This is a genomic window from Kribbella qitaiheensis, from assembly GCF_042657745.1.
GTDB classification, from domain to species: domain Bacteria; phylum Actinomycetota; class Actinomycetes; order Propionibacteriales; family Kribbellaceae; genus Kribbella; species Kribbella qitaiheensis.
The window spans coordinates 200,225-219,931 of sequence record NZ_JBHSKE010000075.1; the positions used below are offsets into that span (position 1 = coordinate 200,225).

General features: G+C 68.8%; 21 protein-coding genes, 1 tRNA gene and 1 riboswitch. Of the genes, 5 read left to right on the plus strand and 17 right to left on the minus strand.

Features of this window, described 5'->3' with window-relative positions; all coding sequences use genetic code 11:
• Positions 1 to 181: 181 nt before the first annotated feature.
• From ACFPJ1_RS39825 to ACFPJ1_RS39835, 3 genes are all read left to right on the plus strand, one after another.
• On the plus strand, positions 182 to 889 hold the full coding sequence (locus ACFPJ1_RS39825; RefSeq protein ID WP_380111552.1) for a maleylpyruvate isomerase family mycothiol-dependent enzyme: 708 nt from the start codon (positions 182 to 184) through the stop codon (positions 887 to 889).
• A gap of 20 nt (positions 890 to 909) precedes the next feature.
• The gene (locus tag ACFPJ1_RS39830) at positions 910 to 1,569 is read left to right on the plus strand and encodes an MBL fold metallo-hydrolase (protein WP_380111553.1); all 660 of its coding nucleotides are present in this window, start codon (positions 910 to 912) and stop codon (positions 1,567 to 1,569) included.
• Positions 1,570 to 1,651: 82 nt separating this feature from the next.
• Positions 1,652 to 2,224, plus strand: coding sequence for a GNAT family N-acetyltransferase (locus tag ACFPJ1_RS39835; RefSeq protein WP_380111554.1), 573 nt, complete (start codon positions 1,652 to 1,654; stop codon positions 2,222 to 2,224).
• 23 nt (positions 2,225 to 2,247) lie between these two features.
• Here ACFPJ1_RS39835 and ACFPJ1_RS39840 read toward each other — a convergent pair whose 3' ends face one another.
• The 14 genes from ACFPJ1_RS39840 to dop all read right to left on the minus strand — a co-directional run bounded on the left by ACFPJ1_RS39840 (position 2,248) and on the right by dop (position 14,030).
• Positions 2,248 to 3,177 (minus strand): S1C family serine protease, encoded by a 930-nt coding sequence (locus tag ACFPJ1_RS39840; protein WP_380111571.1) that lies wholly within the window; start codon positions 3,175 to 3,177, stop codon positions 2,248 to 2,250.
• A 170-nt stretch (positions 3,178 to 3,347) separates the two neighbouring features.
• A tRNA-Pro gene (locus ACFPJ1_RS39845) sits at positions 3,348 to 3,421 on the minus strand.
• A 178-nt stretch (positions 3,422 to 3,599) separates the two neighbouring features.
• On the minus strand, positions 3,600 to 4,985 hold the full coding sequence (gene der / locus ACFPJ1_RS39850) for a ribosome biogenesis GTPase Der (protein WP_380111555.1): 1,386 nt from the start codon (positions 4,983 to 4,985) through the stop codon (positions 3,600 to 3,602).
• The gene (locus tag ACFPJ1_RS39855) at positions 4,978 to 5,706 is read right to left on the minus strand and encodes a lysophospholipid acyltransferase family protein (protein WP_380111556.1); all 729 of its coding nucleotides are present in this window, start codon (positions 5,704 to 5,706) and stop codon (positions 4,978 to 4,980) included. Before ACFPJ1_RS39855 ends, der begins: the two co-directional genes overlap by 8 nt.
• A complete protein-coding gene (cmk, locus tag ACFPJ1_RS39860; protein ID WP_380111557.1) occupies positions 5,703 to 6,386 on the minus strand; it encodes a (d)CMP kinase in 684 nt (227 codons plus the stop codon). Before cmk ends, ACFPJ1_RS39855 begins: the two co-directional genes overlap by 4 nt.
• A gap of 10 nt (positions 6,387 to 6,396) precedes the next feature.
• Positions 6,397 to 7,461 carry a prephenate dehydrogenase gene (locus ACFPJ1_RS39865; protein WP_380111558.1) on the minus strand — a complete coding sequence of 355 codons (1,065 nt, stop codon included), beginning with the start codon at positions 7,459 to 7,461 and terminating at the stop codon, positions 6,397 to 6,399.
• A 34-nt stretch (positions 7,462 to 7,495) separates the two neighbouring features.
• Entirely contained in the window at positions 7,496 to 7,864 is a 369-nt protein-coding gene (gene aroH / locus ACFPJ1_RS39870) for a chorismate mutase (RefSeq protein WP_380111559.1), read from the minus strand.
• 144 nt (positions 7,865 to 8,008) lie between these two features.
• The gene (locus ACFPJ1_RS39875) at positions 8,009 to 8,917 is read right to left on the minus strand and encodes a bifunctional 5,10-methylenetetrahydrofolate dehydrogenase/5,10-methenyltetrahydrofolate cyclohydrolase (protein WP_380111560.1); all 909 of its coding nucleotides are present in this window, start codon (positions 8,915 to 8,917) and stop codon (positions 8,009 to 8,011) included.
• 29 nt (positions 8,918 to 8,946) lie between these two features.
• A riboswitch (ZMP/ZTP riboswitch) is annotated at positions 8,947 to 9,041 on the minus strand.
• Positions 9,042 to 9,046: 5 nt separating this feature from the next.
• Positions 9,047 to 9,715, minus strand: coding sequence for a GNAT family N-acetyltransferase (locus ACFPJ1_RS39880; protein ID WP_380111561.1), 669 nt, complete (start codon positions 9,713 to 9,715; stop codon positions 9,047 to 9,049).
• Between the two features lie 81 nt (positions 9,716 to 9,796).
• Positions 9,797 to 10,330, minus strand: a complete 534-nt coding sequence (locus ACFPJ1_RS39885; RefSeq protein ID WP_380111562.1) for an NUDIX hydrolase — start codon at positions 10,328 to 10,330, stop codon at positions 9,797 to 9,799.
• Positions 10,331 to 10,476: 146 nt separating this feature from the next.
• Positions 10,477 to 11,346: a proteasome subunit alpha gene (prcA, locus tag ACFPJ1_RS39890; RefSeq protein WP_380111563.1), complete on the minus strand. Its 870-nt coding sequence runs from the start codon at positions 11,344 to 11,346 to the stop codon at positions 10,477 to 10,479.
• Positions 11,347 to 11,377: 31 nt separating this feature from the next.
• On the minus strand, positions 11,378 to 12,217 hold the full coding sequence (gene prcB / locus ACFPJ1_RS39895) for a proteasome subunit beta (protein WP_380111564.1): 840 nt from the start codon (positions 12,215 to 12,217) through the stop codon (positions 11,378 to 11,380).
• A gap of 8 nt (positions 12,218 to 12,225) precedes the next feature.
• The gene (locus ACFPJ1_RS39900; RefSeq protein ID WP_132191293.1) at positions 12,226 to 12,435 is read right to left on the minus strand and encodes a ubiquitin-like protein Pup; all 210 of its coding nucleotides are present in this window, start codon (positions 12,433 to 12,435) and stop codon (positions 12,226 to 12,228) included.
• Positions 12,436 to 12,509: 74 nt separating this feature from the next.
• Positions 12,510 to 14,030: a depupylase/deamidase Dop gene (dop, locus tag ACFPJ1_RS39905; RefSeq protein ID WP_380111565.1), complete on the minus strand. Its 1,521-nt coding sequence runs from the start codon at positions 14,028 to 14,030 to the stop codon at positions 12,510 to 12,512.
• A gap of 73 nt (positions 14,031 to 14,103) precedes the next feature.
• Between dop and ACFPJ1_RS39910 the strand changes: the two genes are divergently transcribed.
• Entirely contained in the window at positions 14,104 to 14,604 is a 501-nt protein-coding gene (locus ACFPJ1_RS39910; protein ID WP_380111566.1) for an NUDIX hydrolase, read from the plus strand.
• Entirely contained in the window at positions 14,601 to 15,344 is a 744-nt protein-coding gene (locus ACFPJ1_RS39915) for a phosphotransferase (protein WP_380111567.1), read from the plus strand. Before ACFPJ1_RS39910 ends, ACFPJ1_RS39915 begins: the two co-directional genes overlap by 4 nt.
• 40 nt (positions 15,345 to 15,384) lie before the next feature.
• Here ACFPJ1_RS39915 and ACFPJ1_RS39920 read toward each other — a convergent pair whose 3' ends face one another.
• The 3 genes from ACFPJ1_RS39920 to ACFPJ1_RS39930 all read right to left on the minus strand — a co-directional run bounded on the left by ACFPJ1_RS39920 (position 15,385) and on the right by ACFPJ1_RS39930 (position 18,691).
• A complete protein-coding gene (locus tag ACFPJ1_RS39920; RefSeq protein WP_380111568.1) occupies positions 15,385 to 15,732 on the minus strand; it encodes a hypothetical protein in 348 nt (115 codons plus the stop codon).
• 190 nt (positions 15,733 to 15,922) lie between these two features.
• Positions 15,923 to 17,665, minus strand: coding sequence for a proteasome ATPase (gene arc / locus ACFPJ1_RS39925; RefSeq protein ID WP_132191298.1), 1,743 nt, complete (start codon positions 17,663 to 17,665; stop codon positions 15,923 to 15,925).
• A 69-nt stretch (positions 17,666 to 17,734) separates the two neighbouring features.
• Positions 17,735 to 18,691, minus strand: a complete 957-nt coding sequence (locus ACFPJ1_RS39930; RefSeq protein WP_380111569.1) for a tRNA (adenine-N1)-methyltransferase — start codon at positions 18,689 to 18,691, stop codon at positions 17,735 to 17,737.
• Between the last annotated feature and the right edge of the window lie 1,016 nt (positions 18,692 to 19,707).

Sequence of the window (19,707 nt, forward strand, 5' to 3'; positions counted from 1 at the left end):
GCTCACTCTCAGCCGTTCTCGAGGGTTTCGTGGGACGCTCCGGGTGCCCATCAACAGGCTTCCCGACACGCTCCGGGGACATGCCCGATCATGCTAACGAGGTCCTCCGACAAAAACTTCCGCGAAGTCTCCGGCGGCCGAGGTACAGCCTCTTCGAAAGCATATTCGATAGTCTTCGACCATGGTCGCACCCCTGCAAACGAGCCGGCTGCTGCAAGAGTTACCGTCCGCTAACCGGAGACTCCTGGCCACCTCCGCCCGGCTGACGGACGCCGACGTACTGCGCCCGTCGCTGCTGCCCCGCTGGACTCTCGGGCACGTGCTCAGCCATGTCGCCCGCAACGCCGACGCCCTGGTGAATCTGTGTGACTGGGCTCTCACCGGTGTGCGCAAGCCGATGTACGTGTCCGTGGAGGCCCGCGAGTCCGACATCGAGGCAGGCGCCGCGCGGCCGATCGCAGTACAGCTCCAGGATATCCAGGCGGCCGAAGCCCGGCTGCTGGAGCGGTTCGAGGATCTGCCGGCCGAGGCCTGGGCCGCGGAGGTCACCTGGCCCAGCGGGACGACCCGTACCGCGGACCAGATCGTGGTGGCTCGCCTCAACGAACTGGAGGTGCACCACGTCGACCTGGGCCTCGGCTACACCTTCGACGACGTACCGGCCGAGTCCCGCGAGGTGCTGCTGACCTACGTGACCACCCGGTGGCCCGACGACTTCAACGCAGTACTGCGGAGCTCGGACTCGACCTGGTCGTCGCCTGAGCGGCCCGCCGGTGCAAGGATCGTCACTGGCGACACCGCGGCGCTGCTGGGCTGGGCGCTCGGCCGGACCGACGGGAGCACCCTCACGCTCGAGGGCACGCTGCCGGAACCGCCGCCCTGGGGATGACACGAGCTATGGGAGAACGCATGACGGAGTATCACGGCAACGTCCATGTCGGTGGCCCCGCGCAGACGCACGAGCTCGCGCAACTGATGATCACCAAGGTCGCCGTGGGCCCGATGGACAACAACGCGTACCTGTTGCGCTGCCGGCTCACCGACGAGCAGGTGCTGATCGACGCCGCCAACGACGCGGACACCCTGCTGAACGTGATCGGCTCCGAGGGCATCAGCAAGGTGATCACCACGCACCGGCACGGCGACCACTGGCAGGCCCTCGCCGAGGTCGTCGCGCGGACCAGCGCCCAGACCCTCGCCGGGCAGTACGACGCCGAGGGCATCGAGGTGCCGACCGACGAGCCCGTCGAGGACGGCGACCGCATCCACTTCGGCCGGATCGGACTCGAGGTGATCCATCTCGTCGGCCACACGCCTGGCTCGATCGCCCTGCTGTACGACGACCCGACCGGGCCGCCGCATGTGTTCACCGGCGACTCCCTGTTCCCGGGTGGTGTCGGCAACACTCGCGGTGACGCCGAGAACTTCCTGTCGCTGCTGAACGACGTGGAGACCAAGCTCTTCGACCGGCTCCCGGACGAGACCTGGGTCTACCCCGGCCACGGTGCCGACACCTGCCTCGGGGCCGAACGCCCCAGCCTCCCGGAGTGGCGCGCCCGCGGCTGGTAGACCCGTCGACGCTGATCGACCGACCTCCGGTGATCAGCGCGGTGGCCCGCTCGAAGTACGACCGGGACCCTAGGCTTCGGGTGTGAATGGATTCGCCGCTTATGACCCTGAGGCTTCTCGCCGCCCTGCGAACGACGTGATCTCGGTGCGGGGTGGGCGGGCTGCTGATCTCGCCATCTGCGCGGAGTTGATCGTGTCGCGGACCGGTGGGCCGGCCGAGGAGCGCGTCGAGCGACTGCGGGTTGATCTCGAGGATCCGGAGCGGTACGTCGCTGTTGCCTGCGCGGGGTCCGGGGCGGACGAGCAGGTGGTCGGTTATGGCGGGGTGATTCGGCATGAGCGGTTGCCTGAGCATCCAGCCGATACAGCGCCGAGTGGGTATTTCCTGATCGGGCTGATCGTCGCGCCAGGGTGGCGGCGGCACGGGATCGGCGAGCTGCTCACGCTCGCGCGGATGCGGTGGACGGCCGAGCGCGCCGACTCCATCTTCTACTTCGCGAACCTCGCCAACGGCGCGATCCTCGACCTCCACCAGAGGTTCGGGTTCGAGGAGGTGACCCGCGACTTCACCTTTCCGGGCGCTCCCCTGCAGCCCGGTACCTGCGTACTCCTGCGGGCGCCCCTCGTCGGGCAGTGGAAGCAATTGCCTGGTTGAGGGTTTGGTTGAGGGTTAGGGGTTCAGTCGGTCAGTTCGGCGGGGTGGGCTACTACGTCTACTAGGGCGCCGTTGCGAACTGCCGTGATTTCTGTTCGGCGGCCGATGGCGTCAGCGAACAGCTGGCGTTGGAGGGATTGGGCGTCCCGGAGCGGGGTGCCGTCGACGGCCAGGACCAGGTCACCCTGGCGTAGGCCGGCCAGGGCGGCGGGGCTGCCTGAGATCACCTCGACTACTCGCAGGGCGGATCGCTGGCCGAAGCGCTCGGCCAGTTGTGGGCGGAGCGGTGCCGGGGTTGTCACCAGGCCGAGGTACGCGCGGCGGACGCGGCCGTCGTGCAGCAGCGAGTAGATGATGCGCCGCGTCGTCGGATTCATCGGTACCGCGAGACCGAGGCCGATGCCCGCGACCGCGGTGTTGATGCCGATCACCCGGCCATTGCCATCGGCAAGTGCTCCGCCCGAGTTGCCCGGGTTCAGCGCCGCGTCGGTCTGGATCACGTCCTCGATGATCCTGCTCGCCGTTCCCAGGCGGACCGGCAGAGAACGCCCGAGAGCGCTCACCACACCCGCTGTGACACTGCCCGCCAGGCCGAGCGGATTGCCCACGGCAACCACCAGGTTCCCGACCTTCAGCCGATCCGCGTCCCCGTACTCCGGTGGATCCGGGATCTCCCGGTCGGCTCGCAGTACCGCCAGGTCGGACAACCGGTCCACCCCGGCCACGCGCGCCTGCGCCGTCGTACCGTCCGCGAACTCGGCGGTCGCGCCGCTGCCGTCGCCGACCACGTGTGCGTTCGTGAGCAGGTGCCCGTCTCCCGTGAGCACCACGGCCGACCCGGACGAGTCACCGCGCCGCCCCTGCACCCGCAGGCTCGCCACCCTCGGGATCAAATGCTCCGCCACTCCCGAGACCACCCGGGAGTAGGCGTCCAGTACGTCGTCATCCATCATCACGCTGCCTCCTGATTACATCATTACCCCGCAATCAAGCGCTGGCAGCACTCTGGCGCCGAACTTCCTGCCCGCAGCTGGTGACGCCCGCTCGCTCGACCCCGGTGGGGAGGGCAGGAGAACTCCGGAAAACACGAAGGGCACCGACCTGGTCGGTGCCCTCGTAGGGGTCGGGCTGACAGGATTTGAACCTGCGATCTTTCGGCCCCCAGCCGAACGCGTTACCAAACTACGCCACAGCCCGAACACTTGCTCCTCAGGAGCGAGCGGGTAAACCTTACCCCATTCCCGGGGCGTTTCTCACCACGGGTCGCGGGTGTCTCGATGGACGTGCGGACCCTGTTCCGGGGCCCGTCGGACCGGGCCGCGACCTGGTGAGCAGGGCCGCGGCCACACCGTTGCTTACGGCAACGAGAAGCCGGTCAGCGCTTCTCTTTCTTCTTCCGCGGGCGGATCTGGACGTGCACCGGGCTGCCGACGAAGCCGAAGTCCTCGCGCAGCCGGCGTTCGATGAAGCGTTGGTACGACGGCTCGAACGCGCCGGAGGTGAAGATCGCGAAGGTCGGGGGCATCGTGGTCGCCTGGGTGCCGAACAGGATCTTCGGCTGCTTGCCGCTGCGCACCGGGTGCGGGTGCGCAGCGACCAGGCGGCCGAGGAACGCGTTCAGCTGGCCGGTCGGGACGCGGGTCTGCCAGCCGTCCAGCGCGGCCTCGATGGCGGGCACGAGCTTCTCCATGTGCCGGCCGGTCAGCGCGCTGATGTTCACCCGCGGCGCCCAGCGGAACTGGACCAGGTCGCGGTCGATCTCGCGCTCCAGGTAGTAGCGCCGGTCCTCGTCGACCATGTCCCACTTGTTGTAGGCGATCACCAGCGCCTTGCCGGCTTCCTCGACCGAGTTCATGATCCGCAGATCCTGCTCGCTCATCGGCTCGGAGGCGTCGATCACCACGACGACCACCTCTGCACGCTCGATCGCGCTGTTGGTGCGCAGGCTGGCGTAGTACTCGTGGCCCTGGACGTTCTTCACCTTGCGGCGGATGCCGGCGGTGTCGATGAACCGCCAGGGCTTCCCGCCCAGCGTGATGAACTCGTCCACCGGGTCGACCGTCGTCCCGGAGACGTCGCTGACGACGACGCGGTCCTCTTTGGCCACCTTGTTCAGCAGCGAGGACTTGCCGACGTTCGGCTTGCCGACGATCGCGACCCGGCGCGGTCCCCCGGTCTCGGCATCCCGCTCGCGCGGTGCCTCCGGCAGAGCGGCCAGGACGGCGTCCAGCATGTCGCCGGTACCGCGGCCGTGCATCGCCGACACCGGGAACGGCTCCCCGATGCCCAGGCTCCACAGGTTCATCGCCTCGGCCTCGACACGCTGGTCGTCGACCTTGTTGGCGGCCAGCACGACCGGCTTGCCGGACTTGCGCAACACCCGTACCACGGCCTCGTCGGCGTCGGTGATCCCGACGGTGGCGTCCACGACGAACAGCACGGCGTCCGCGGCGTTGATCGCCACCTCGGCCTGAGCGGCGACCAGCGCGGCCATGCCGACGGCGTCGGGGTCCCAGCCACCCGTGTCGACCACGGTGAACTCGCGCCCGGACCAGTTCGCGTCGTACGGGACCCGGTCGCGGGTGACGCCGGGTGTGTCCTCGACCACAGCCTCGCGGCGGCCGATGATCCGGTTCACCAACGTGGACTTGCCGACGTTCGGCCGGCCGACGATCGCCAGCACGGGGACAGGGCCCCGGTCCTCGCGGTCGTGGGTCGTCTCGGCGAAGGCATCGCCGTAGCCGGTGGGCAGGTCACTCATCAGGATCCTTCTGGTCTGGCTTACCCGGGAGTGGGTGGCCGGTGGCTTCGACGGCCGCCCGGACATGCGCCCGCAACACCTCGCCGATCTGGTCGGCAACCGCGCGAACGTCGGAGTGCCTCCGAGGAAAGGGTACGCGGTCCACGGCGAAGCTCTCGCCATACACCACGTCCACCCGGCTCCCCCTGGGCGGGAAGTGCTCCACGTTCCCACCCGGCAGCCGGGTCCCCAGCAGCGCCACGGGCAGGATCGGGGCCCCGGTCACCATGGCCAGGTAGGCGACCCCGGTCCGGATCCGGCGGAAGTCGCCCGGCCCCCTGGTGCCTTCGGGGTAAACGCTCAGCACGCGGCCGTCCCGCAGTACCTGGATAGACCGGCGGATGGCCCAGACGTCGTACGTCGAACGGTCGACGGGAATCTGCCCGGCACGTTGCAGGAGGAACCCCTGGAGACCGGCGAAGGCCTCGATCTTGCCGAGCTGGTGGAGCATCCTCGGGGCGGTGGAACCCAGCAGCGGTCCGTCCAGCAGGCCGAGGTGGTTGGGGGCGAGCAGTACCGGGCCGGTCCGGGGGAAGTTGCCCTCGTGGTGCACGGTCACCTGGTAGCGCCGGCGGAAGTACGGCCCGACCAAATGGCGCATCACGCTGCCGAGCCGGTGCGGCAGCGGGGGAAGGTCGTCTGTGCGGGGCAGGTCCTGGTGCCCGGTCAGTTCGGCGGTCATGACTCCTGGTCGCGCGGCGCGGCCTCAGCCTCCTTCGCGAGCCGGCAGATCACGTCGACGACCTCCTCCAGGGACAGAGGGGTCGAATCGATCTCGACGGCGCCGTCGGAGGCCACCAGGAACTGCGAAACGGTGGCGTCGTCGGCGTCGCGGCGGACAATCTGGTCGCGCAACTGCTCCGCGGTGACCGCATCGGCCAGTTCGGCCTTGCGGCGGGCCATCCGGGCGTCCTGGTCGGCGGTCAGCAGCACCTTCAGCTCGGCCTGTGGAGCGACCACGGTCGCGATGTCACGGCCCTCGACCACCGCCCCGCCGGTCGGCTGGGACTGCGCGATGATCTCGCGCTGGCGGCGGATCAGCTCCTTGCGCACGTCCAAGTTGGTGGCGATCTTGCTGACGCTGGCGCTGATCCGCGGGTCCCGGATCGCCTCCGTCACGTCGGTGCCGTCGGCCGCGAACTGGGCCCGCTGCGGATCCGTGCTGACCGACAGCACCAGCGCCCGGGCACGCTCGGCGACCGCGGCGGTGTCGTCCAGGTCGAGGCCGTGTTCCAGCGCCGACCAGGTCACCGCCCGGTACATCGCTCCGGTGTCGAGGTAGCGCAGCCCCAGCTTGGTCGCGACACCGCGGGCGGTACTCGACTTGCCGGAACCGCTCGGGCCGTCAACAGCGATGATCATGGGCCGAAGGTTACCGGTGAACGGACCAGCCACGTTCGGTCAGTACCCGGACCAGCTGATCCACCGAGGCCGGTTTGACCGCCAGCTCGACCTCACCCACCGGGCGACCCGGGCTGTGGTCGATCCGCAAGTCCTCGACGTTGGCGCCGGACTCGGCCGCATCCGCGAACAGCCGGGCCAGCTGGCCGGGCCGGTCGGGAATGGTGACGAGCACCGGGACCAGCTCGATGTGCGGGGCGCCGTGCTTGCCGGGGACCCGGACCGCGCCGGACACGCCCTGGCCGAGGATCGAGGCGAGCTCCTCGCCCGCCTCCTCCTTGCCCAGGGCAACGAGCACCCGGTCGAGCTCGTCGCGGATCCGCTCCAGCAGGCCGGTGAGGGCGGTCGAGTTCGCGGACACGATCTGGGTCCACAGCCGGGGGTCGCCGGCCGCGATCCTGGTGACGTCGCGGACGCCCTGGCCGGAGAGCTCGAGGTGGGAGTTCGGTGCGTCGACGAGGGTGCCGGCCGCCAACGCGGACATCAGGTGCGGCAGGTGGGACACCCTGGCGACGGCTAGGTCGTGGTCCTCCACGGACAGCTCGACCGTACGAGCCCCGGCCGCCTCGGCGAGACGGCGTACGAGGTCGACGGCCTTGGGGTCGCTGGTCTCGTGCGGGGTGATCGCCCAGGTCGCGCCGTCGAAAAGATCCGCGCGGCCGGCTAGCGGGCCGGAGCGCTCGGAACCGGCCATCGGATGACTGCCGACGTAGCGGCTGAGGTCGTCGGTGAGGGCGGACGCGTCGGTGAGCGGCTTCGACTTCACGCTCGCCGCGTCGGTGATCACCGCGTCGGTCTGGCGCAACTGCTCGGCGATCACGGCGCCGACATGGTCAGGCGGTACTGCGACGACCACCAGCTGCGGCTCGATCTGGACCAGCCGCGAACCGGCGCCGATCCGCTCCGCCATCAGCGCGTTGTCCGGGTCGGCGTCCACCAGCTCGACCACCACGCCGAGCCGCCCGAGCGCCAGGCCGATCGACGTACCGATCAGGCCGGTGCCGACGATCCGGACCGGACCGCGCAGCTCCGTCATCGGGCGACCACCACTGCGGCCTTCACTGGGGCCTTCACTGGGCGCCGGTCAGGTCCGGGCGCAGGCTGACGGCGCCGTGCAGGTAGATGTGCTGGATCTTCTCCCGCGAGCGCGACGTCTCCGCGTGCACCATCATCCGGACCACCCGCGGCAGCGCGTGCGGTACGTCGATCTCCTGCATGCACATCAACGGGACGTCCGTCAGCCCGATCTGCCGGCCGGCCACCGCCGGGAACTCCGAGTGCAGGTCCGGCGTGACGGTGAACAGGATGCTGATCAGGTCCGCGGAATCGAGATCGTTCGCCTCGAGTACCGCCCGGACCAGCTCCGCGGTCCGCTCGAGCAGATGCTCCCGCTCATCCACCTCGAGCTGAGTGGCCCCCCGGATCGCCCGTACCGCCACAGCGCCTGCCTCCTAGTTCGTAGTCCCGACCTACCTCAACCCTAGGACAGCCCCGCCACCAGACGGACAGCCGTCTCGCATTCCGCACCCCAACCCCCACTCAGCGGCGGCCTCAGGCGGCGGCTCGACCGATCAGGGTTACTGCTAGGTGGTCTGCGCCTCGGCCGCGTCCACGGTTTGTTCCAGGAGAAGAGAAATGGTCATGGGGCCTACGCCGCCGGGGACGGGGGTGATGAGGCTGGCTACCTGGCTGGCTTCTTCGAAGTGGACGTCGCCGGTGTTGTTCTCGTTGTAGCCGGCGTCGATGACGACCGCGCCGGGCTTCACCCAGCTGCCGCGGACGAAGTTCGCCTTGCCCACCGCGGCGACCACGATGTCGGCGGTCTTCACGATCTCTGCCAGGTCGCGAGTCTTCGAGTGGGTGTAGGTGACCGTCGCGTTCGATGCCAGGAGCAACATCCCCACCGGCTTGCCGAGGATCGGGCTGCGGCCGATGACGACCGCGTGCGCGCCGGCCAGCGGTACGTCGTACGCCTCGAGCAGGCGGATGATCCCACCCGGCGTGCACGAGCGGAACCCGGGCTCACCGAAAGCCATCGCCGCGAACGAGTGCATCGTGACCCCGTCGACGTCCTTGGCCGGGTCGATCGCCTCGAACGCGGCACGCTCGTCGATGTGAGCCGGTACTGGGTGCTGCAGCAGGATCCCGTGCACCTTGGGGTCGTCGGAGAGCTTCTGCAGTTCGGCGACGAGTTCCTCGGTGGTGGTCTCGGCCGGCAGGACTACGCTGAGCGAGCCGATTCCCGCCTTTTTGCTGCGGTTCTGCTTCATCCGGACGTACGTCGCCGACGCCGGGTCGTCCCCGACCAGCACGGTCGCCAGGCAGGCCTCGACGCCGGTCGCGTCCTTCAACGCCTTCGCGCGGTCGGCGGCCTTCGCCACCATCTCCGCGGCGAGGTCCGTCCCCACCATCAGCCGAGCGGCTTCGCGGGGCGCGGCCTTGGCGTCGTCCGGGTTCGAGAACGTGAGGGTGTGGTTGCTGGGAGAGGTCATGGCGCGCTCCTTCGGGCGTCGACGAACAGGTCGGTGGCCCAGGCGCGCGGCTGCTGGTCGACGGATTCGCCGACGGACCGTTCCCCGGTGGTACACCACCTCAACGCCAGTAGCGGTCCGTGGTGAAGTTTACCGCGCCGCTCCCCCGGCCTCGTCCGCGCCGAGGAAGAACTCGCGGCAGCTGTCCAATCCGGAGATCTCAACCGGCCGGCGGTCGACCTGCTGCCAGTTCTCGCGGGTCAGCCGGAGGCGATCCGAGATCACGACCTCGCCGTGCAGGACGTCGCGGGAGATGCCGTCCGGGAGGTAGCCGAGCTTTCGGGACACGCCCTGGGACCCGACGTTGTCCTGGAAGACCTCCGAGAGAGCCGCTTCCGCGCCGAGTCCCTCGAACGCGAGGTGCAACAGCGCAGTACGGGCTTCGGTGCCGAGGCCTTGGCCGTGGTGGGCCAGGCCCAGCCATGACGAGGTCTTCACCTCGCGGAGGGTGGCGAACTCTCGGGACCCGAGCGTCACGAGACCGACCGGCTGGTCATCTTGGAACGCGCCCAGGTTGAGATCCCAATCGTCTGGAGTCCAGCTGCCGAGGGAACTCCAGTGTCCCTGGAGCACGTACCGCGCTCGCTCGGCGGGAGGTAGATCGGTCCACGGGGTCAGGAAGGGCCGTTCGCCTGCTTTGTGGACACCTTCGGCGGCGAGATCGGCGAGCGCCGACAACTCCTGCTCGTCGGGGAGGCGGAGTACGAGCCGTTCGGTGGTCAGCCGGAGGCCTCGGAGCGGCCAATGATCTATCAGCACGCGAACATCCTCGGGCTCTGGATCACTCCCGGCAAACGGATTAAGCCGCGCCGACGAGTCCCGCGACGTGCGGGTCGCTGGTCAGAGAAGGCCTGCGTGGTCGAGGGTCAGGTAGGCCGCGTCGGTGCCGGTCATTGCGCCGGGCGTGCGGAGTTCGCGGCGGAACTCTTCGACGGTGAGTTCCACCGGGACGCAGTCCTCGGTCTCGTCCAGGTGCTGCACGCCGTCCGGCCGGCAGCCGCGGGCGATCGCGACGTACTTGCGGTACACCGACGAGGCCGACGACCAATGCCAGCCGACCACCTCGATCGACTCGCAGGTATAGCCGGTCTCCTCTTCCAACTCCCGGCGACCGGCGGCGGCCGGCTCCTCGCCGGGGTCGATCAGACCACCCGGGAGGTTGGTGACGATCTGGTCAGGGCCGGCTCGGAACATGCGCACGGTGACGATCCGGCCTTCCGGGGTAAGCGGCAGCACGGTGATACCCGCGGTGATCCCGGCCGAGAGCTTCGGGCCGAAGACATCCCAGTCCACCTCCCGGCCGTCTGGTAACCGGTAGCGCCGCAGCCGGACCGTCAGGAACCCTTCGGACCCAGGCTTCTCGTCCAGGAGCACCCAAGGCTCCGGATCCCCCGGCCGGCGACCATCGGCCTGCGCCTCCGGCAACCGGCCGTCAGCCCTGGGTCGCTCGTCAGCGCGGGGGCGAGAAAGAGCGTCGTCCGCCGCGGGAGGTGTTCCCGCGGCGGACGATTCGTGGTTGCTCACAGAGGGCGGTCGGTGTCCGGGTCCTCGGGCGGCGCGATCGGAGCGTCGTCCTCGGGCGGCGCCACCGGGGCGTCGTCGGCGGACGAGGAGTCGCTCTCGTAGGTGCCGCCGTTCACCGTCTCCGCCGTCTCCGCGTGCACGGCCGGCTCGGACGGGGAGGTGTCGGGCCTGGACTCGGACAGGATCCGGGCCAGCGTCTCCTCCGAGATCCGCTTGAACTTGCGCACCTGGGTGCGGGTCCGGTCCAGGACGGCGACCTCGATCTGGTCCGGCTCGAGCTGCCGGGTCTCGGTGCCGTCGTGGCCGAGGGCGTCCACCGCGAGCCGGAGCGCGCCCGCGAGCGAGATGCCCTCCGAGTAGTGCTCGCCCACGTAGTCCGCCACCTGCTCGGCCGGGCCGCCCATCACGGCGTATCCCCGGACGTCGGCGATCGAACCGTCGTACGTGAGGCGGTAGATCTGGTCCTCGGCGGCGGTGGAGCCGATCTCGGCGACCAGGATCTCCACCTCGAGCGGCTTCTCGCCGCCGGAGGAGAAGATCGCGCCGAGCGTCTGGGCGTAGGCGTTCGCCAGCGCCCGGCCGGTGACGTCACGGCGGTCGTAGGAGTACCCGCGCATGTCCGCCAGCCGCACGCCGGCGATCCGCAGGTTCTCGAACTCGTTGTACCGGCCGACGGCGGCGAACGCCATCCGGTCGTAGATCTCGGCCACCTTGTGCAACGCGGGAGACCGGTTCTCCGCGACGAACAGGATGCCGTCGGCGTACTGCAGGGCGATCGCGCTGCGGCCCTTGGCGATGCCCTTGCGGGCGAAGTCGGCCCGGTCCCGCATCAGCTGTTCGGGTGAGACGTAGAACGGAACGCTCATGGAAATCCTTCTTATCGAGGCGCGGGCGGGCTCAGGTCAGCGGTGCGGCCGGGCCGTCCGGACGCTGCCGCCGGGCGGCGACGATGGAGTCGACGATCGCGCCGACCTCCTCCTCGGGCATCCGCTGGTAGCCGTCCGAGGTGACCACGCCGATCACCGGGAAGATCCGCCGGGCCATGTCCGGCCCACCGGTCGCGGAGTCGTCGTCGGCCGCGTCGTACAGCGCCTGGATCGTCGCCGTCACGCAGTCGGTCGCCGACATGCCGTCCCGGTAAAGCTTCTTCAGCGCGCCGCGGGCGAACAGCGAGCCCGAGCCGACGCTGTGGAAGGCAGTCTCCTCGTACCGTCCGCCGGTCGGGTCGTAGGAGAAGATCCGGCCGCCCTTCAGGTCGTGGTCGTAGCCCGCGAACAGCGGCACCACGGCCAGGCCCTGCATCGCCAACGCGAGATTGCCGCGGATCAGCGCGCTCAGCCGGTTGGACTTGCCGTCCAGGCTGAGCGTGGTGCCCTCGAGCTTCTCGTAGTGCTCCAGCTCGACCTGGAACAGCCGCACCATCTCCACCGCGAGCCCGGCGCTGCCGGCGATCCCGACGCACGAGTACTCGTCGGCGGGGAACACCTTCTCGATGTCCCGCTGAGCGATGATGTTGCCCATCGTCGCGCGCCGGTCGCCGGCCATCACGACGCCGCCGTCGAAGGTGGCGGCGACGATCGTGGTGCCGTGCGGGACGTCCTTGGACAGGTCACCTGTCCCCAGGGAGCGTCGTCCGGGCAACAGGTCGGGCGCGTGCCCGGCCAGGAAGTCCATGAAGGACGAGCCACCTGGGGTCAGGAAGGCTTCCGGCAACCGGCCGGAGGCATCGAATGTCATCTAGCGGTTCACTCCCCACCCTTTTGCACGAAGCCGCGGACGAACTCTTCCGCGTTCTCCTCGAGCACCTCGTCGATCTCGTCGAGGATCGAGTCGACGTCGTCGTCGAGCCGTTCCTTGCGCTCAGCGACGTCCTCGCTCGACTTGGCCTCGGTGACCTCTTCCTCGGTCGACGAGCGCTTCGTCTGCTTGTGCTGCTGTCCGCCGTCCTTCGCCATGGCACACACCTCCTAGAACCGCCGCCCAGGAGGGCCGCCCAACCGACCCTCACTGTGACATCTATATGGCGACCCTACCCGGCGGCGCCCCCAGTAATGGTGCGAACCAGGTCACTCGCGGTGTCGCACTGGTCCAGCAGCGCTCCGACATGTGCTTTCGTACCGCGCAGCGGGTCCAGCGTGGGAATCCGCTGGAGCGACTCCCGGCCCGGCAGGTCGAAGATCACCGAGTCCCACGAGGCCGCCGCCACCTGCCCGGCGTACTGCTGCATGCAGCGGCCGCGGAAGTAGGCGCGGGTGTCCGTCGGCGGGTGCGAGACGGCCATCCGGATCTCCTCGTCGCTGACCAGGCGCTGCATCCGGCCGGCCTTGACCAGCTTGTAGTACAGCCCTTTGTCCGGACGAAGATCGGCGTACTGCAGGTCGACCAGGTGCAGCTTCGGGTCGTCCCACTCCAGTCCGTCGCGGTCGCGGTAGGACTGCAGCAACTTCAGCTTGGCGACCCAGTCGAGCTGGTCGGCGAGCTTCATCGGGTCGGTGGCGAGCTGGTCGAGCACCTGCTCCCAGCGGTACAGGACGTCCTTGGTCTGCCGGTCCGCGTCGTCGCCGTACTTGTCCTCGACGTACTTGCGGGCCTGCTCGAGGTACTCCGTCTGCAACTGGACCGCGGTCAGCTTGCGGCCGTCCTTCAGCGTCATCAGGTGCGTGCAGGTCGGGTCGTGGCTGACCTCGTGCAGCGCGGTGACCGGGCGGTCCACGCTCAGGTCGTCGGTCAGCCAGCCGTCCTCGATCATCGCCAGCACCAGCGACGTCGTACCGACCTTCAGGTAGATGGAGATCTCGGCCAGGTTCGCGTCGCCGATGATGACGTGCAGCCGGCGGTAGCGGTCCGGATTCGCGTGCGGCTCGTCGCGGGTGTTGATGATCGGGCGCTTCAGCGTCGTCTCCAGCCCGACCTCGACCTCGAAGTAGTCGGCCCGCTGGCTGATCTGGAAGCCGTGCGCGTTGCCGTCCTGGCCGATCCCGACCCGGCCGGCGCCGGTGACCACCTGGCGGCTGACGAAGAACGGCGTCAGGTGCCGCACGATCGACGCGAACGGCGTGGACCGGCGCATCAGGTAGTTCTCGTGCGACCCGTACGACGCGCCCTTGTTGTCCGTGTTGTTCTTGTAGAGGTTCAGCGGCGGAGCGCCGGGGATCTGCCGGGCCTGGCGCGCGCCCTCCATGATCACCAGCTCGCCGGCCTTGTCCCACACCACCACGTCGCGCGGGTTCGTACACTCGGGTGCGGAGTACTCCGGGTGGGCGTGGTCGACGTACAGCCGGGCGCCGTTGGTGAGGATGACGTTCGCCAACCCGGTCTCCTCGTCGGTGAGCTGGCTCGAATCCGCCACCTCCCGGCTCAGATCGAAGCCGCGCGCGTCCCGCAGCGGGTGCTCCTCGTCGAAGTCCCACCTCGTCTTGCGCGCCAGCGGCTGCGTCTGGGCATAACCGTTCACCACCTGGCTGGAGGTCAGCATCGGGTTGGCCCCGGGCTGGCCTGGAACTGAGATGCCGAACTCGGTCTCGGTCCCCATAATCCGCCGAACACTCATGCGATCGAGCCTACGCGGTCACGCCGACTAAAGGTGTTGCCGTGTCCACAGGGTTACCTGTGAGACTGCCCGAATGGACGAACAAGTGGCACTGCTCGACAGCGACGGCCGGGTGTGCGGATCCGCGCCACGTTCCGTCATGCGGCGCGACAACCTGCGCCACGGTGCGACCGGAGTACTGGTCCGGAACACGGCCGGTGACATCTACGTGCACCGCCGGACGCCCACCAAGGACGTCTACCCAGGACGGTACGACTTCGCGGCCGGCGGCGTCGTGGCGGCCGGTGAGGACCCGTACGACGCCGTCGTGCGCGAGCTGGCCGAAGAGCTGGGGATCACCGGCGTCGAGCTCACGCAACTGCCGGAGGGCGACTACGCGGACGAGTTCACCAGCTACCACGCTTACCTCTACACATGCGTCTGGGACGGCCCGGTGAAGCACCAGCCGGAGGAGGTCGAGTGGGGCGACTGGATGTCCCCCGCGGAGCTCGTAGCGCGGCTGGACGACCCCGAGTGGCCGTTCATGCCGGACACCGCCGCCCTGCTCGGTCCACTCGTCCGCAGCCTCGCATGAGGATCGAGGACAACGGCTGGGATAGCCGCGCCTGGCTGGAGGGCGACTGGCTGCACCGCGAACCACGCCGAGAGGAGGTCCGCCCGCGCCTGCTCGCCGAGACCCGCCTCCTCCCCTGGCTCGCCCCACAACTCCCCCTGCCCGTGCCGGTCCCCGAGCCCACCGAGTACGGCGTACGCCATCGTCTACTCGTCGGAGACCCACTAGAAGCAGGCAGTACTGCGCTGGGCCGCGAGCTCGGCTCATTCCTGAGAGCGCTCCACGAGGTGGATCCGGCGGAGGCCGTCGCCCATGGCGCGGTGGACGCGGAGACGGCGGCCGCGGAGAAGACGGTGTTCCTCGACGAGGCCCGGGCGCAGGTTGTGCCGCTGCTGCCGCAGTCAGCGCAGGCCGCCGGCATGGCGCTGCTGGAGCGGGTCGGCCGAGTCCGGACGGCTTTGGTGCACGCAGATCTCGGGTCGGACCACCTGCTTGTCGCTGACGGGCGAATCACCGGGATCATCGACTGGACCGATGCTGAGATCGGCGATCCCGCGCTGGACTTGTGCTGGCTGCTCAAGGGCGCACCAGAGGCCATTGCCGAGGGCGTCAGCGAGGCCTATGACGTCACCCCGGAGCTCCGCAGCAGGGCGCACGACTGGCACCAGCTCGGGCCTTGGTACGAGGTACACCGCGGGCTGCTGCTCGACCTGCCGGAAGACGTGGAGAGCGGTCTGGAGGGCATCCTGGCGCGCCTGTGAGCCGCTCTGGCGACCTGCTGGCGGGCTACTGCCGGCGGGACTACGGCTGGCGGGCGATGAAGCGGGAGATGGAGCGGGCGAGGTTGATGCCGACCAGGCCGCCCCAGCAGATGATGACGGCGAAAGTGCCTTCCATCTCGCCGGCGATGGCGGTGATCGGGATACCGGCCACGACGGAGACGATCGCGAGGGCGAGGCCGCCGGGGTCGTTCTCCTTGCTCGGCGGCCCGGTCCTGACCGGCTCCGGCGCGGCGACAGGGCGTTGGGCGATCCGGGCGTCGATCTTCTCCAGGAACGCGTCGATGATCTCGGGCTCGTAGTCCGGCCCCAACTCCTGCCGCGCGGCCACCGCGGCGCGCAGGTCCTTGCGAATCTCGTCCGTCGCCATACCCAGGAAGGTACGACAGCTTCCCCCTCCGACGGATCAGGGAAGACCCCGGTCCAACCCCCTGAGCCGCGCCTCAGCGTGCACCCGACAGCCGCCCGCGCCACCGCGTACTCCGCCTGGGCTGACAACGCCACAACCACCCCGGTCCGTGCGGACCGGGGTGGTTGTGGCGTCGCGTGATGGGCAGGTGTTACAGGTACTGCCCGGTGTTGGTGGCCGTGTCGATGGAGCGGCCGGGCTCGGTGCCCTGCTTGCCGGAGACGAGCGTACGGATGAAGACGATCCGCTCGCCCTTCTTGCCGGAGATCCGGGCCCAGTCGTCCGGGTTGGTCGTGTTCGGCAGGTCCTCGTTCTCCTTGAACTCGTCGACGCACGCCTGCAGCAGGTGCTGCACCCGCAGACCCTTCTGGTTCTCGTCCAGGTAGGCCTTGATCGCCATCTTCTTGGCCCGGTCGACGATGTTCTGGATCATCGCGCCGGAGTTGAAGTCCTTGAAGTACAGGACCTCCTTGTCACCGTTGGCGTAGGTGACCTCCAGGAAGCGGTTCTCGTCGGTCTCGGTGTACATCCGCTCGACGACCCGTTGGATCATCCCGTTCACGGTCTCCGACTTGTCGCCGGAGAACTCGCCGAGGTCGTCGGCGTGCAACGGGAGCGTCGTGGTCAGGTACTTCGAGAAGATGTCGCGGGCACCCTCGGCGTCCGGACGCTCGATCTTGATCTTCACGTCCAGCCGTCCGGGCCGCAGGATCGCCGGGTCGATCATGTCCTCACGGTTCGAGGCACCGATGACGATCACGTTCTCCAGACCCTCGACGCCGTCGATCTCGCTCAGCAACTGCGGGACGATGGTGTTCTCGACGTCGGAGGAGACACCGGAGCCGCGGGTGCGGAACAGCGAGTCCATCTCGTCGAAGAACACGATCACCGGCATGCCCTCGGAGGCCTTCTCCCGGGCCCGCTGGAAGACCAGCCGGATGTGCCGCTCGGTCTCGCCGACGTACTTGTTCAGCAGCTCGGGACCCTTGATGTTGAGGAAGAACGACCTGCCCTCGACACCGGTCTTCTCGGCCACCTTCTTGGCCAGCGAGTTCGCCACCGCCTTGGCGATCAGCGTCTTGCCACAGCCCGGCGGGCCGTACAGCAGGACGCCCTTCGGCGGCTTCAGCTCGTGTTCCAGGAACAGGTCCTTGTGCAGGTACGGCAGCTCGACCGCGTCCCGGATCTGCTCGATCTGGCCGAACAGGCCGCCGATCTGGGTGTAGTCGATGTCCGGCACCTCTTCGAGGATCAGCTCCTCGACCTCGGACTTCGGGATCCGTTCGTAGACATAGCCGGAGCGGGGCTCCAGCAGCAGCGAGTCGCCGGCCCGCAGGGGCTGGTCGAGCAGCGGCGACGCGAGCCGTACGACCCGCTCCTCGTCCGCCTGCGCGATGACCAGTGCCCGCTCGCCGTCGGCCAGCAGTTCCTTCAGCATCACCACGTCGCCGACGACCTCGAAATCACAGGCCTCGACCACGTTCAGCGCCTCGTTCAGCATCAGTTCCTGGCCGAGCTTCAGCGCGTCCAGGTCGACTGAGGGGCTCGCCGCGACCCGGAGCTTGCGTCCCCCGGTGAACACGTCCAGCGTGTCGTCGTCGTTGCGGCCCAGGAAGGTACCGAAACCGGACGGCGGTTGGGCCAGCCGGTCGACTTCCTCCTTGAGGGCGATGATCTTCTCTCGGGCCTCGCGCAGCGTTTCCGCCAACCGCTCGTTCTGCGCGGTCACGCTCGCCAAGGACGCTTGGGTTTCCGACAGTCTGCTCTCGAGCGACCGGCTGTCCGCCGGGTGCTCCAACAGCCGACGCCGCAACGCTGCGACCTCGGCTTCCAGGTACCGGACCTGATTACGCAGCTCTGCCGCGGTAGGACTCTCGTCTCCAGCCACGATCATCACCTCACCATGTGGGGCTCGACCCTATGGACCTTACCCAGAAAACCTCACTGAGCAAGCTGAATCCCATCACGTGTCGGTTGCGGATGAATCGGTTGCCGTCGGCGTGTCCCCGACCGAATCGGACCGGCGCGGCCCGGAATAGTCGTCGCCGTACGCTCCGGGGGCCGGACGCCGCTTCTTCCGGGGCGCCTTCACCCCCGGCGCCATCCGCCGGGCGGTGACCAGGAACGCGGTGTGCCCCTGCATCCGGTGGCCGGGCCGTACGGCGAGCCCCTCGACGTGCCAGTCCCGGACCAGCGACTCCCAGGCCCGCGGCTCGGTGAACTCACCGTGCGCCCGCAACGTTTCGACGAACCGGCTCAACTGGGTCGTGGTGGCGACGTAAGCGCAGAACACCCCACCCGGCACCAAGGCACCCGCGGCGGCGTCAACGCACTCCCAGGGGGCCAGCATGTCCAGTACGACGCGATCCACGTCCGTCTCGTCCAGCGACTCCACCAGGTCCCCGACCTCGAGCCGCCAGGCCGGGTGCTCCCCGCCGAAGAACCCCGTCACGTTCTTGCGGGCCACCTCGGCGAAGTCCTCGCGCCGTTCATACGAGATGACCTCCCCATGGATGCCGACGGCCCGCAACAGCGCGGTCGTCAGTGCACCCGACCCGGCCCCGGCCTCCACCACCTTCGCCCCCGGGAAGATGTCCGCCATGGTGACGATCTGCGCGGTGTCCTTCGGGTAGATCACCGCGGCCCCCCGCGGCATCGACACCGAGTAGTCGGCCATCAGCGGCCGCAGCGCCAGATACTCAACGTTCCCCGCCGACCGGATCACCACCGCGTCCGGCCCGTCGATCAGGTCGTCGTGGGCGATCCCACCCTTGGTCGTGTGGAAGATCTTCCCCCGCTCCAGGAACACCGAGTGCCGCCGCCCCTTCGGGTCCGAAAGAGTGATCCACTCCCCCGCCTGGAGCGGCCCGTGGTGGACCCCGGAGTACGACACATCAGGAAAGTCACGAAGATCAGACATAAGGCGCTCACCCTAACTTCCCACCCCGCCCCCACCCGTACGCCGGTACGCCGCCCCCGGCTGATCCGGCCGGCACGAGCTCGGGTGGATTCCGCCAGCACGGGTTCGGGTGGTTGCGTCTCCGGGCTGCGTGATGGTGCTAGTCGGGCCGGTGTGCGTCAAGAGCGCCTTTGGCGTCCCTTCGGGATCGGAACAAGTTCCGACTCTTGACCCAAACCACCCCGACCAGGGAAGGACGCAGCTATCCCGGAGCCGCTGGGGGGTGTGGCGACGATGCCAGGGAATTCCTGGCCCAGACGCTCGGGAGGTCGCCCTGCCCGGCATGGCAGCGGGACTCCCTAAACCCGGCACTTTGTGCACCACCTGAGCAGATCCCGGCGACCCGGACACTCACCCGGAGCACAACCTGCACCTCGGACACCCTGATCCCCACAACCACGCCGCCACCGGCTCCCCGGCGGCCAATGCGGGCGCCCGATGACGGCTTGTTCGGCCGCTGGCGCCTAGCAAGCCGCGAGTGGTCGCACAACCATCCAGCGGACCCCGAAGCGAGCCACACGCCGCCGACCAACCGGCATACAACCCTCAGGTGGACGAACAACCCGGCAACGGTCGAACAACCCGCCAGCGCCAGTCCCCGAATCGGCACAACCACCACCCACCCAGACGAAATCACCACCCACCGGGGTGAAATCCCTCCCTCGGGGCGGCTGGCGTACTGACCGACAGGTAGTAGTCGCCGCACACGCCACCCCGACGTGCGACCCACGCCTGCGACCTCTGCGACCATCCAAGTACCACCTGTCGCTCGGTACACGCCACCCCCGAAAACACCACCCCAACCCGGCTCAGACCTCCCCGCGGGATCCGCGTAGCTGCGTCCTTCCCTGGTCGGGATGGGGTGGGTCAAGAGTCGGAACTTGTTCCGATCCCGAAGGGACGCCGAAGGCGCTCACTGGTGCAGCATGGCTGGTGTCGGTGGCTTTAGATGGGTTGCCGATGCACCCGAGGTGGCT

Excerpts from the sequence above, each read along its gene's own strand:
- arc (WP_132191298.1), bottom strand. The coding sequence starts at position 17,665 with ATGATCGTGGCTGGAGACGAGAGTCCTACCGCGGCAGAGCTGCGTAAT.
- dop (WP_380111565.1), bottom strand. The coding sequence starts at position 14,030 with ATGAGTGTTCGGCGGATTATGGGGACCGAGACCGAGTTCGGCATCTCA.
- ACFPJ1_RS39830 (WP_380111553.1), top strand. The coding sequence starts at position 910 with ATGACGGAGTATCACGGCAACGTCCATGTCGGTGGCCCCGCGCAGACG.
- ACFPJ1_RS39900 (WP_132191293.1), bottom strand. The coding sequence starts at position 12,435 with ATGGCGAAGGACGGCGGACAGCAGCACAAGCAGACGAAGCGCTCGTCG.
- prcA (WP_380111563.1), bottom strand. The coding sequence starts at position 11,346 with ATGAGCGTTCCGTTCTACGTCTCACCCGAACAGCTGATGCGGGACCGG.
- ACFPJ1_RS39825 (WP_380111552.1), top strand. The coding sequence starts at position 182 with ATGGTCGCACCCCTGCAAACGAGCCGGCTGCTGCAAGAGTTACCGTCC.
- ACFPJ1_RS39875 (WP_380111560.1), bottom strand. The coding sequence starts at position 8,917 with ATGACCTCTCCCAGCAACCACACCCTCACGTTCTCGAACCCGGACGAC.
- der (WP_380111555.1), bottom strand. The coding sequence starts at position 4,985 with ATGAGTGACCTGCCCACCGGCTACGGCGATGCCTTCGCCGAGACGACC.
- cmk (WP_380111557.1), bottom strand. The coding sequence starts at position 6,386 with ATGATCATCGCTGTTGACGGCCCGAGCGGTTCCGGCAAGTCGAGTACC.
- ACFPJ1_RS39915 (WP_380111567.1), top strand. The coding sequence starts at position 14,601 with ATGAGGATCGAGGACAACGGCTGGGATAGCCGCGCCTGGCTGGAGGGC.
- ACFPJ1_RS39910 (WP_380111566.1), top strand. The coding sequence starts at position 14,104 with ATGGACGAACAAGTGGCACTGCTCGACAGCGACGGCCGGGTGTGCGGA.
- ACFPJ1_RS39920 (WP_380111568.1), bottom strand. The coding sequence starts at position 15,732 with ATGGCGACGGACGAGATTCGCAAGGACCTGCGCGCCGCGGTGGCCGCG.
- ACFPJ1_RS39930 (WP_380111569.1), bottom strand. The coding sequence starts at position 18,691 with ATGTCTGATCTTCGTGACTTTCCTGATGTGTCGTACTCCGGGGTCCAC.
- ACFPJ1_RS39855 (WP_380111556.1), bottom strand. The coding sequence starts at position 5,706 with ATGACCGCCGAACTGACCGGGCACCAGGACCTGCCCCGCACAGACGAC.
- ACFPJ1_RS39840 (WP_380111571.1), bottom strand. The coding sequence starts at position 3,177 with ATGATGGATGACGACGTACTGGACGCCTACTCCCGGGTGGTCTCGGGA.
- ACFPJ1_RS39865 (WP_380111558.1), bottom strand. The coding sequence starts at position 7,461 with ATGACGGAGCTGCGCGGTCCGGTCCGGATCGTCGGCACCGGCCTGATC.
- prcB (WP_380111564.1), bottom strand. The coding sequence starts at position 12,217 with ATGACATTCGATGCCTCCGGCCGGTTGCCGGAAGCCTTCCTGACCCCA.